The sequence below is a fragment of the Niastella sp. OAS944 genome (assembly GCA_024809215.1).
GTDB lineage: Bacteria > Bacteroidota > Bacteroidia > Chitinophagales > Chitinophagaceae > Niastella.
In genome coordinates, this window is record JANUBW010000006.1 from 198,324 (window position 1) to 210,593 (window position 12,270).

General features: G+C 42.5%; 9 protein-coding genes. 6 read left to right on the forward strand and 3 right to left on the reverse strand.

Annotated features, from left to right (window positions below):
- Positions 1-25: 25 nt before the first annotated feature.
- Entirely contained in the window at positions 26-1,300 is a 1,275-nt protein-coding gene (locus GGD38_RS23455) for a hypothetical protein (protein ID WP_375301712.1), read from the reverse strand.
- Positions 1,301-1,683: 383 nt separating this feature from the next.
- Here GGD38_RS23455 and GGD38_RS23460 point away from each other — a divergent pair, with 383 nt between their 5' ends.
- The 4 genes from GGD38_RS23460 (at position 1,684) to GGD38_RS23475 (ending at position 7,606) form a co-directional block, all read left to right on the forward strand.
- Complete coding sequence (locus GGD38_RS23460) at positions 1,684-4,083, forward strand: TonB-dependent receptor domain-containing protein (protein ID WP_375301711.1); 2,400 nt, start codon at positions 1,684-1,686, stop codon at positions 4,081-4,083.
- A gap of 42 nt (positions 4,084-4,125) precedes the next feature.
- Positions 4,126-5,001: a DUF4249 family protein gene (locus tag GGD38_RS23465; protein ID WP_375301710.1), complete on the forward strand. Its 876-nt coding sequence runs from the start codon at positions 4,126-4,128 to the stop codon at positions 4,999-5,001.
- 198 nt (positions 5,002-5,199) lie between these two features.
- Positions 5,200-6,741 carry an ATP-binding protein gene (locus tag GGD38_RS23470; RefSeq protein ID WP_375301709.1) on the forward strand — a complete coding sequence of 514 codons (1,542 nt, stop codon included), beginning with the start codon at positions 5,200-5,202 and terminating at the stop codon, positions 6,739-6,741.
- A gap of 433 nt (positions 6,742-7,174) precedes the next feature.
- Entirely contained in the window at positions 7,175-7,606 is a 432-nt protein-coding gene (locus GGD38_RS23475) for a response regulator (RefSeq protein WP_375301708.1), read from the forward strand.
- A 132-nt stretch (positions 7,607-7,738) separates the two neighbouring features.
- Here GGD38_RS23475 and GGD38_RS23480 read toward each other — a convergent pair whose 3' ends face one another.
- Complete coding sequence (locus GGD38_RS23480; RefSeq protein WP_375301707.1) at positions 7,739-9,178, reverse strand: PAS domain-containing protein; 1,440 nt, start codon at positions 9,176-9,178, stop codon at positions 7,739-7,741.
- A 248-nt stretch (positions 9,179-9,426) separates the two neighbouring features.
- Positions 9,427-10,680, reverse strand: coding sequence for a tRNA (N(6)-L-threonylcarbamoyladenosine(37)-C(2))-methylthiotransferase MtaB (mtaB, locus tag GGD38_RS23485; protein WP_375301706.1), 1,254 nt, complete (start codon positions 10,678-10,680; stop codon positions 9,427-9,429).
- A gap of 72 nt (positions 10,681-10,752) precedes the next feature.
- On the opposite strand from mtaB, the gene GGD38_RS23490 reads away from it, so the two are divergent.
- Positions 10,753-11,211, forward strand: coding sequence for a DUF4258 domain-containing protein (locus tag GGD38_RS23490; protein WP_375301705.1), 459 nt, complete (start codon positions 10,753-10,755; stop codon positions 11,209-11,211).
- 304 nt (positions 11,212-11,515) lie between these two features.
- The gene (locus GGD38_RS23495; protein ID WP_375301704.1) at positions 11,516-12,262 is read left to right on the forward strand and encodes a lysophospholipid acyltransferase family protein; all 747 of its coding nucleotides are present in this window, start codon (positions 11,516-11,518) and stop codon (positions 12,260-12,262) included.
- Positions 12,263-12,270: the final 8 nt, after the last annotated feature.

Consider the following 12,270-nt stretch of genomic DNA (forward strand, 5'->3'; position numbering starts at 1 on the left):
GCCAATCAGAGTACGATTGAGTTAATTAGTGACGGTTTTGCCTGGCTAAAATGGAATTAGTTGAAGATGTGATCGGATATTTTCTTATACACCTATCCAACCCAAACACCGCCACAATTATTATAAACGGCTCCGCATGATACCGTAACTTAAAATCAAAAAAGAAAATAACTGATAATGCCAGCGTTGCTATCACCGGCATCATTAATAACAACATTTCATCAGCGAACAGGAATTTCCTGTTCTTTATAAAAGAAACAATAAGGCCAAAGAAAAATACACCGTGTAAAAGGATAGTCAGGGGATGGTATTTAAATGTAGCTTTCATTGTTAAGGGTTGCGCATGTTCGGGCATAAAGTAGCGCGCCATTTTCTTGAAAATATATTTTATTTCCGTACCCGGGTTATCCTTTATCCATTCCCTGGCAAGTTGTGCCCGGGCTTTGCTCTCCGTATATTCATCCAGCGTTTCAATATTGGGTATTTTTTCATGCACATACCTGTCTAATGGAGTGCCCGGCACTGACATTGTCCAGTTACCCTTGTTAATGCCATTGTGCCCATGCAGCAATTCGAACCCCGCCTGCGTACTTATAATATAAGCCCCAAATAGTTGTTTGTTTTTTATTAGTACAGGGGTGAAGGCAATGCTTATAAATAGTATTAGTGCCAGCAGAAAATACAACATCGCATTATTCGTTTGCTTTTCCTTTATTCGCTTTTTTACAAACAGGAAAAGCAAAACGCAGCCGGTGATGAAATACAGCAATAAGACCTGCGATTTAAAAAAACAACAAAAGGTAATGCTTATCAATAAAAATATATAAACAGGTATGGTTATCGACCGGCCCTTTACATATTGTAGCAGGAAATAAAAATTGATAATATGCAATGGCATTACAATGTTTTCCATTTGATGTTTTGCACCCACCGAATACATTACCGATGGGTAAAGCGCAAACAGGATAGTTGCTGCATATACCAAAGCAGAAGAAATTTGTAACAGGGTAAGTAATCGGTACAAATAAATGACGGCCAGTATATAGAACAGGGTTGAAAGAATATAAAAAGTAAAAACGATACTCTTTTGTGGTATCTGCTGTTTTATTAAGAACTCGTAAAGAAAAACAGTGGAAGATGTATGGAATGCACTCAGCCGGTACCGGTGAGCCATAATATCGTAAATGCCATACCCCTTTCCCAACACATGGTTTTGTGCTATATCATAGTTACGCTGGTCGTCGGTATTAAACTTCAGCTCAGGGTTGTCTTTTGCTATGAAATAAACTTTCAGCAGCACACAGAGTACCAGGAAAATTATAATTGTGACCTTACGATTTTTCATTATAAGTGCCAAATATACTGGTTGAAAGCTGTTTCCCAAACTCACACACAACATTTGGTAAATAATTTCGTTCCTGGGCGAAGTAAAAAACGGTGAATTATCGGTGAGTTCTCGGTAAAGGAGGAAAATATCCCATCTTTTTGTTTCAATTTTACAATTAATAAGTCAACGATTCGTCTGCCTGTTTATGCCCTCGTGGTAGTTGGGTATTAGAGCCTGATTATAAAGCTGTAAGAAGTTATCATGTGTGAGGGAAAAATAACCTTTAAAAAAAATATTGCAACGAAATAGGGGTTAACATAATCCTCGTTGTCACATATCACAAACCAACAATTTTTATGATCCGACAGTTGATGCGTTTTTCTTTAGATTCTTTTTTAGGGCGTTTTTGCATGGCCTACATGGTCATGTTATTAGCTATAAGTTCATTACAGGCGCAAACCGGCAAATACACCGTAAGCGGTTATGTTAAAGATGAATCTAATGGTGAAGTGCTTATTAATGCAACCATCACCATGCAACCTGCTGGCATTGCAGTAATGACAAACTCATATGGTTATTATTCTGTAACCCTGCCTGCAGGAAAATACACGATGCTTATTTCCTACTCAGGGTTTAAAACATATCAAAAAGAAATTGAAGTAACCGGCAACAGCAAAATAGATGCATCGCTTTCCGTAACAGCCGGTAAAGACATGGCTGAAGTGGTGATCACCGGCGAAAAGAAACTGCGTCGTACCAATACCGTGGGTATGGGTATTCAGCAGCTCAGCGCCGCTCAAATAAAAAAGATCCCTGCCTTTATGGGTGAGCCCGATATTGTTAAAGCCTTGTTGACCTTACCCGGTGTTACAACAGTAGGTGAGGGTGCTTCGGGTTTTAACGTGCGTGGTGGTAATGTTGATGAAAACCTTATCATAATGGACGAAGCCCCCGTGTACAACTCTTCGCACCTGCTGGGTTTCTTCTCTGTGTTCAATCCAGATGCGGTGAAGAACGTTACCATGTATAAAAGTGCTTTCCCTGCTGAATATGGCGGCCGTACATCTTCAGTGCTCGATATTCGCATGAAAGAAGGTAATAACCAGAAATACCAGGTGAATGGTGGTATTGGTAACGTGTTCAGCCGTTTATCGGTTGAAGGCCCGTTGCAAAAAAACAAATCTTCTTTCATAGTGGCTGCCCGCCGTTCGTACATCGATGTGCTGGCAAAACCATTTCTGAAAGCAGAAGACCGCAACAGTACCATGTATTTCTATGACCTTACCGCTAAACTGAACTACGAACTGAATGAAAAAAATACCATTTTCCTGAGTGGTTATTTTGGCCGTGATGTGTTTGGGTTTGGCAACCAGGTGAAATTCAATTGGGGCAACTCAACGGCTACTCTGCGTTGGAACCATTTGTTCAATCGCAAATTGTTCTTAAATACCAGCGTGTATTATTCTAAATACAATTACGCACTGAAGTTTAATTCTGATGATGAAATTCCGCAAGGGTACGATTGGACCTCAGACATTCAAACCTACGGTGTAAAACCTTCGCTTACCTGGTATGTCAGCAACAAACACACCATCAAAACCGGTGTAAATGTGATCTATTATAACTTCTATCCTGGTAAAGGCGTGGCCACCAGCGAAGGCACAAAAGCCGAGATCATTTTAAATCGCCGCTATGGTTCTGAGTCGGCCCTGTTCCTGGAAGATACCTGGAAGCTGAATTCAAAATGGCAGGTACAGGCCGGTGTTCGTTTGAACCAGTATGCATATTTAGGCAATACAACCGTATATCATTTCAGAGATACAACGGCCAACGTACGTAAACCGCTCGATCGTGAAGAAGTGGTTACCAGCAAAAAGCCGGTTGTAGACTGGTTGTACTTTGAGCCCCGTGTATCATTGCGGTATGAACTTAAAAAGAATACCCAGTTTAAACTTGGTTATAGCCGCAGTACACAGTACATACACCTGCTGAGCAATACAGCTTCACCTACACCGGTTGACCTGTACTTCCCCAGCACCAATAATATAAAACCATCATTGACCGATCAGTTCTCTGCAGGTTTTGTTACACTGCCAGCAGGATGGCCGGTTGAAATTTCAGCTGAGGCTTTTTATAAAAAGATGGATGACCTGCTCGATTATATCGACAATGCCAACCTCGACCTGAACCAGTTTGTTGAAGCCGACCTGCTTACCGGTAAAGGAAAATCATATGGTGTTGAACTGGAAGTGAAAAAAGAGACCGGTAAATGGCAGGGTTGGGTGAACTATACTTTGTCAAGATCATTACGCCAAACAAATGGCATCAGCAATAATGAATGGTACCTGAGCCGCTACGATCGTACGCATGTTATCAATAGCTGCGTAATGTATACGTTCAACGATAAATGGTCATTCTCCGGCAACTTCACTTATGGTTCCGGTACGCCTACTACCTTCCCCGATACGCGGTTAGATATTCAGGGTATGCCTATTCCATATAACAGCACCAATAAACGTAATGAATTCAGATTGCCTGCTTACCACCGTTTGGATGTATCGGCAACCATGAAAACACGCCAGGATAAAAAATTCAAAACAGAGTGGGTTTTTGGTATCTACAACCTATATGCGCGTCAGAATGCTTATAGTATCTATTTCCGTCAGAATGAGGATACGCCAGAAAAGAAAGAAGCGGTCCGTTTATCTATCATCGGTTCACTGATCCCTTCTGTAACCTGGAATTTTAAATTCTAATCTGAGGAAAGAGCTTAAACATTCAATCTTAAAAATTACACAATGCGTAATAAAGTAATTAAATATATTTCTGTAGTTCTGTTAGCTTCATCAGTGACCGCGTGTGAACGGGTCATCGATCTCGATATGCCAAAGGGCGATGCATTACCGTATGTTGATGCCTGGATAACCGACAGGCCTGGCGTGCAAACCATTAAGTTCCTGAAGTCGGCCGAGTATATGAGCACTGCAGCACCCAATGTTATTTCCGATGCACAGATAACGGTTACCGATGTAACGGCTGGCAAATCATATCCGTTCACTTATAAAGAGGGCGCTTATAGTTACGATGCGGGCACTACATCTATTGGTGTTGTAGGCCATACTTATAAATTAAGTATCGATTGGAAAAGCGAAAAATTTGAAGCTACCGATGAGTTGAAACGCCATTCAATTCTTGACTCGCTCACCTCTGAATACAAAGAAAAAGAAGACGAAGACGATAAAGAAGGTTATTACGTAAAACTGTATGCGCACGATCCTGTTGGGGCGGTTGATTATTGCTGGGTGCGTACTTATAAAAATGAAGCGCTGAATTACCATGTTGGTGAATTGCTGGCCTCCGACGGCTCATTTGGTGGCGACGAAGGCATCTCTGATGGTTTTGCCTTTATTCCGCCCTTCCGCGATGGGGTTACTTCCGGCAAACATCCTTATGAAAAAGGCGATGTGGTAACCGTGTTGCTGCGTTCGCTGTCGAAACCTTCGAAAGAGTTTATTGAGCAGGCGCAGGAGCAGTTGACCAATGGCGGCATGTTTGCCAAAGTATTACTGAATGTACCTGCCAATGTGAAGAATTTGAATTCGGGCAGCACAACAAAGATCTATGGCTGGTTTGGCACAGTAGGTGAGGTGTCGGCTACGAAAAAAGTAGACTAAATATAGTTTTTAGGTTTTCAGGTTATATGGCCCCGACGGTTACCGTCGGGGTTTTGTTTTTGTTAGGGAATGTTTTAATTTAGGCGCAAGGTTCAAAAAGTCATCTCCTGGTTAGGCCCCCAATCATTACAAATTCCCGATCTGTATTAGTAGCTGCATACTTAAGTATTTCCATTTACAGTACATAATCTTATTTGTATGAAACAGGTTGTCGAATTTTTCGAAAAATTGCTGGATATGTCTGACTGGCCTTCACGTTGGAAATGTGGCACCTGGACAGATTTTCACGGTTGGTTGTATATCATCAGCGATCTATTGGTATGGTCGGCCTACTTCACCATTCCCTTTATCATCATCAAATACATCAGCAAACGGCACGATGCCCGGTTTATACGGCTGTATTTTTTGTTTGCCGGTTTTATTCTGGCCTGCGGCGCTACCCACTTTTTTGATGCTGTTACTTTTTGGTTTCCTGTATATCGTATAAATGCACTTGTAAGGGCTATTACCGGTATTATTAGCTGGATAACTATCTTCTATATCATCAAAGTGTTGCCAATGGCCTTTACCCTGCGTTCATCGGCCGAGCTGGAAGCCGAGGTAGAGCAACGTAAGAAGGCTGAAGAAAAGTTCAGGAACCTGTTAGAAGGCGCCCCTGATCCCATTGTGATCGTAAACGAGGAAGGACTTATTCAGCTGGTAAATGCGCAAACGGTAAAAATGTTCGGTTATACCCGCAATGAAATGGTAAATCAGAAGGTATGTATGCTTATGCCCATGCTAATGCCCATGCGGCTGGAAGTGCTTGAGCAAATAAAAAGTGCCGATCAGCAGGGCGATGGTTCAAGCCATATAAGTATAAAAGAAGAATTGATGGGCACCCGTAACACCGGTGAGGTGTTTCCTGTTGAAGTTTGTTTGAGCCCGCTGATTACCGAAGAGGGATTATGGCTTTCTGCCGCTATTCGTGATATTTCTAAAATGAAGCAAATGGAGAGAACCATTCGCGAGGCCAATGCCAATTTGGAAAGAAAAGTGAAGCAGCGTACCGCCGAACTGGAAAGCAAGAATAAGGAGCTGGAGCAGTTTGCCTATGTTGCTTCGCACGACCTGCAGGAGCCGCTGCAAACCACATCGGGCTTTGTACAATTACTGCGAAAGCAATACCATGGCCGCCTCGATCCTACGGCCGATCAGTATATCGATTATGTGGTTCAGTCGTCGGGCAGAATGAAAACGCTGATCAAAGACCTGCTCGATTACTCGCGTATTGGACGGGGTAATGAAAGCCGCCAGGTAGATTGCAATGTGCTTGTTCAGGAAGTACTGGCCGATTTGCACAATGTTATTGTAGAAAATGGGGTATACATCAAAACCTCACCGCTGCCTATGCTGTATAATGCGTATGCCACCGAGCTTAAATCGCTTTTTCAAAACCTGGTGAGTAATTCTATCAAATTCAGAAAACCGGGCATAACACCGGTTATACACATTGATGCTAAACAAACAAACGGATTCTGGCAGTTTTCAGTAAAAGATAACGGTATTGGTATCGAAGATCAGTACCAGGAAAGAATATTTGTGATCTTTCAGCGTTTACACAACCGCTCTATCTACGATGGTTCTGGAATAGGCCTGGCGCATAGCAAAAAAATAGCCGAGCTGCATGGTGGAAAAATATGGGTGCAATCTGAACCGGGGGTAGGGAGTACCTTTTATTTTACCATTGCCGAAAACTAGTTTTAACTCCTTACTTATTGTCAATTAATTCACAATATTCTTGATGGTAAATCGCTTTAGTTAACCTAACGGATAAGTGAAAATATATACATGGAAGAATTAATGATATTTTAATTCGCGTTTATATTTTATCTTTATCAGGTCCACGTTAAACCAGCGAAAAATATGTAACCCTAAGAAAATATACGGGCATCAACCTGCGGATTTCCAAAATAAACCCTTGTTATTCGTGAATCAGCAACTGGAAAGCTGCGTCTGAAATTCCCTCGCTTCGTATAAAGGTTAAAATACAGGTTACTGTTTTAATATGGTAGTTAACCGGGAAATTCCATTGTTATACAAACAATTAGTAATGTAAAGTAAAACAATGGGTGTAGATGATGTGTGGTTGAAAATTAGAAAGATTTCCATTTTAACCTATATTGAAAGCATCATGAAGGCGAAACTAAATTGTATACTATTGGTAGATGATGACGAGCCTACTAACTTTTTGAATAAGATAGCTATTGAGGAGGTGGAGTGTACCCGTCACATAAAGATCATCCCTGGTGCCCGCGAAGCCCTGGATTATTTATCCTGTGCCAGCCAGCCAGCCCCTTTGAATGAAAAATGCCCCAGTCCGGAAATAATTTTCCTGGATATCAATATGCCGGCTATGGATGGCTGGGAGTTTTTACAGAAGTACGAGGCCTTACCCGAGGCGCACAAAAGCAGTATTATTGTAATAATGCTTACTACTTCGTTTAACCCCGAAGATGAATTAAAGGCTCGTAAAATACCCGCCGTAAAGGAGTTTCGTAACAAACCACTTACACCAGCCCTGTTGCAGGATATATTAAAAAAGTACTTTCCTGATAATTGTTAATTGAGATAAATTAAGAGGCAGTTTGTGGTTTGAGGTTTATGGTTTGTTGTTCTTTATTGCGAGGTTTAAAATTAATTTTGAGGCTCAAAGCGCGGCAGCAACCACAAACTACAAACCACAAACAATAAACCGTTACCCGGGTATCTCTATCTTCAGGGTACATCCTTTACCCGGCGCACTGATTATTTCCATTTTCCCGTTCTGCATTTCAACCCGGCTTATGATGTTGTTCAGTCCAATGCCGCGGTTCTTTTTACGGGTATCGAACCCAACACCATTGTCTTTAATGTTCAGGTGCAGCCAGTTTCGCATGGTTTTTAACTCAATCAATGCTTCTGTTGCGCCGGAATGTTTCAGAATGTTATTCAACTGCTCCTGAACTATCCGGTACATAATGAGCTTTTTATTATTCGACACATTCTCAATATGATGGTCATTTGCCTTTATTTTTATATTTAACTCGGGTGATACCGTTAAATTTTCTATCAATTCAATAAGGGCTTCTTTTAAACCTATATCGCCCAGTGAAGGTGGAACCAGTGTTTTGGAAAGTACGCGAATTTCGTTGATGGCTTTGGAAATATTCTCATAGCTTTTGCTAAGCAGCTCCTTACGATGGTCTTCTTCGTTCAGCGCCATATCAACACACAGTTTGGCGGTGGCCAGTATCTGGTTTATATTATCGTGTAGTTCACGGCCAATTTCGCGGCGTTCCTGTTCCTGTGTTTGTATGGTAACCTGGGTAATGAGCTTTTGGGTCTCAATTTGGTTGCGTACCAGTTCTTCCTGCATTTTCTTCCGCTCGGTAATATCCATCATGGCGCCTAGTATACGGTAGGGTTTGTCGTGTTCGGTCTTTAAAATATAACCCCTGTCATATACGATCTTGTATATGCCGTTGGCCGATTTATAGCGGTATTCTTCCTGCCAGTGATCGCGGCCTTCTTTCATGCATTCATCAATGGTTTGTAAAATACGCTCCCGGTCGTCGGGGTGAATATTTTGATGGTGCCATTCAATAGTGTTCTCAACATGTCGCTGATCGAACCCAAAGACGGAGTTGATGCCTTCGTTCCAAAGAACGTCATTTGTTCGCAGGTCCCAGTCCCATATAGTGTCGCTGGTAGCTTTAATAAGGGTGTTGTACCGTTCAAAGTTCTCCACCACTTTTTGTAGTATCTTTTTACGCTCAATGCTGTATTGAATTGATTTGGCCAGCACCTTCTCATCAAATTCTCCTTTTACCAGATAATCCTGGGCGCCCAGCGAAATGGTATTGAGCGCCACCTGGCGGTCGGCCAGGCCAGATAATACAATAATAGAAATGTGCCGGGCTTCCTCGTTCAACCGTACAAATGAGTTAATGCCATCACTATCAGGCAGGCTCAGGTCAAGAAAAATGAGATCGGCTGGGTGTTCGTGTAGTAAATGTAAGGCTTCGCCGAGACGTTCGGCGCGTATGATATTCTGCGTTGGAAGCTTACTTAGTTTAAGATATTCACAGAAAAGAACAAAATCACTTTCGTTATCTTCCACTACCAATATGCTTAAAGGATGGTTAGTTGCAAGCATAGCAAGTTTTTGAGCGTATATGATTAATATACTACCCCAGAGCTGTTAACCATGTTTACCCGTTAGTGAATTTATATCAATTAGCCAGTTTTGCCAATTAAATTAATACCATTCACCGTGCTACTTGTAACCGGGTGTAATCTACTTTATTTATGCAAACATTTTCGCATAATCGGTCACAATATATACAGAGAATTACTTATTAGATGTAAAAAATCAATAATTCGTGTGTGTCTTTTTTACGCGGACTATAACTTCCAGTCAATGATATTATTTACCCATTCCTGTTTGTAAGGAGCTACAACCTTTATGTAATTATCGGTATAACCTTCCATCATGCCATTCTTTTCGTTTTCTTCAAACAATACTTTGCGGGTTTCGCCGGCAAATTGCTGGTTGAAGTACTGTTGCTTCATGTAAGAGAGGTTACGCAAGGTCTTATTTCGTTCATGCCTTACATGTACAGGCACCACCGGGCCCAGTGTAAGTGCGTGGGTATTATCGCGTTCGGAGTATGTAAATACGTGCAGGTAGGTAACATCCAGTTCGTGCAAAAAGTCGAATGTTTCCTGAAAATCTTCATTTGTTTCGCCGGGGAAACCAACTATAACATCTACCCCAATGGCGGCATGTGGCATCAGCGTTTTTATAAGTTTTACCCGCTCGGCGTATAACTCGCGACGGTAGCGCCTTCTCATTAAACCTAAAATACGGTTGCTGCCGCTTTGCAGGGGAATATGAAAATGCGGCATAAAGGTATTGCTGTTGGCTACCAGCTCAATAATGCTATTGGTGAGCAAATTGGGTTCAATGGAAGAAATGCGGTAGCGCTGAATGCCTTCGAGTTTGTTAAGAGTGCTGGCAAGTTCATAAAAGTTTTCTTTACCTTCCCCAAAATCGCCCAGGTTTACCCCGGTAAGCACTATTTCTTTTACGCCATTGGCGGCCAGCTTATTTACGTTTGCCACAACACCTTCAATTAAATCGCTGCGGCTTTTGCCCCGCGCCATGGGAATGGTGCAGAAAGAACAATTGTAATCGCAGCCGTCCTGCACTTTCAAGAAGGTACGTGTACGGTCGTTTATTGAGAATGAAGAATGGAAACCGCTTACTTCTTCAATATCGCAACTGCATATTTTGGTGGCGTCGCCTTTGGTCAATTCTTTCAAATGATGGGCTATGTTGAACTTTTCTGCGGCGCCCAACACCATATCTACTCCAGGAATGGAGGCAATTTCTTTCGGTTTTAGCTGGGCATAACAGCCGGTGATCACCACCAGGCTTTCCGGTGCTTTGCGTTGAATACGCCGTACCAGTTGCCGGCATTCCTTATCGGCATTATCGGTTACCGAGCAGGTGTTAATAACGTACACATCTGCATGATCTTCAAAGGCTGTCTTCTCAAATCCCTCATTTTCAAGCATACGCGAAAGAGTAGAGGTTTCTGAAAAGTTCAGCTTACAACCTAATGTATGAAATGCCACTGTTTTTTTTGAGCCCATAGAGGCCGCAAAGATAAATAATTAATATGCTAATGTGCCAATATACAAATGTGCTAATTTGCTTCCTTGATTATGAAGCAACTAATATCCCGCATCCTCATTTTCAGCCTGGTAGTGCTGGTTTCCTGTATGGAAAATACAGGTGGCCAGGAGGGCCGGCAGCAGCAAAAGAGCAATAAAAAGAACCATTACAATCCGCCGCCTCCGCCCAGTACAGCCCCCGATAATGGAAGCGCTGCCAGTGATGAGGTCATCGACCGCCACCCGGGTAAGCTTATTTATACCAAACATGCCCGTTGCCGAATGGATTGCCGCCATATTGATGAGTCTGAGGTAGAGGAAATTCTGGCCAACGGCCGTATTAATTACCGCAAAAGCGAGCCCGCCGGCCGCCCCGATCCTAAATATGCCCTGGAGGGAAATACCCGCGACGGGCAGCAGGTGCGCATCATTTTTGCCCCGGCCAAAAGGGGAATGGTGGTGATAACTGTAATTGACCTTGGTAACGAGTGGAGCTGTAATTGTAAGTAAGAAGTTACAGGTTACAGGTTACAGGTTACAGGGAATACAAAATACAGGTGCCGGTTTCCAGTTTGCCGGTTGCCGGGCTAAAATTTCGGAGTGTCCGATAATTGGCGGAGTGTCCGATAATCAGGCCCTGGTAACAGGAAACCGGAAACCGGTAACGGCACCTTGAATCCTGCAACTTGCAACCTGAAGCCCTAGTTAAATTGATCTGGCTCAATACTTTTTCAAATAATGGCCCGGTTTCTACATATTCCTTATGGAAGTAGTATTTTTCTCCATTATTTCCGTACACCATTGATACACACCCATGAGATTCCTCCGACTGGTCTATTCTTTTTACGCATTGATCACCTTTATTTTGTTTATGCTGGTGGTGATACCGCCCGTTATTATTGCCTCATTTTTCGGCAAAGTGCGGGGTGGTAATGTTATTTACCGTTTGTGCGCTTACTGGGCCGATGTATGGTTCTTTGTCATTGGCATCGGGCACCGCAATATTTATGAGTACCCGCATGATAAAAACAAGCAATATATTTTCGTTGCCAATCATATTTCTTACCTCGATGCGCCGGTGATCGTAAAAACCCTTCACCAGCGGGTACGCGCCCTGGGCAAAGCCGAAGTGTCGAAAGTTCCCTTATTTGGTTTTATTTACCGCAATGCGGTGGTAACGGTCGATCGCAGCAGTTCGGCACACCGGGCCAATAGTGTACGTATATTGAAGTCGGTCATCCGCAAGGGTATTTCTATTTTTATTTTTCCTGAGGGCACTTTTAACGAAACGGGCAAACCCATGAAAGAAATGTACGATGGCGCCTTTCGCATAGCTATTGAAACGCAAACGCCCATAAAGCCTATTTTGTTTTTAGATACCTGGCACCGCATGCATTACAGCACGGCCTTTAGCATAAATCCCGGCCGTAACCGCTCGGTGTTTTTGAAAGAAATACCGGTTGAAGGCTTAACCAACAAAGATGTTGAGATGCTGAAGCAAAAAGTGCATCAGTATATGGAGCAGAAACTTAGAGAGTATAAAGCGGGTTGGATACAATAGTTCATTGT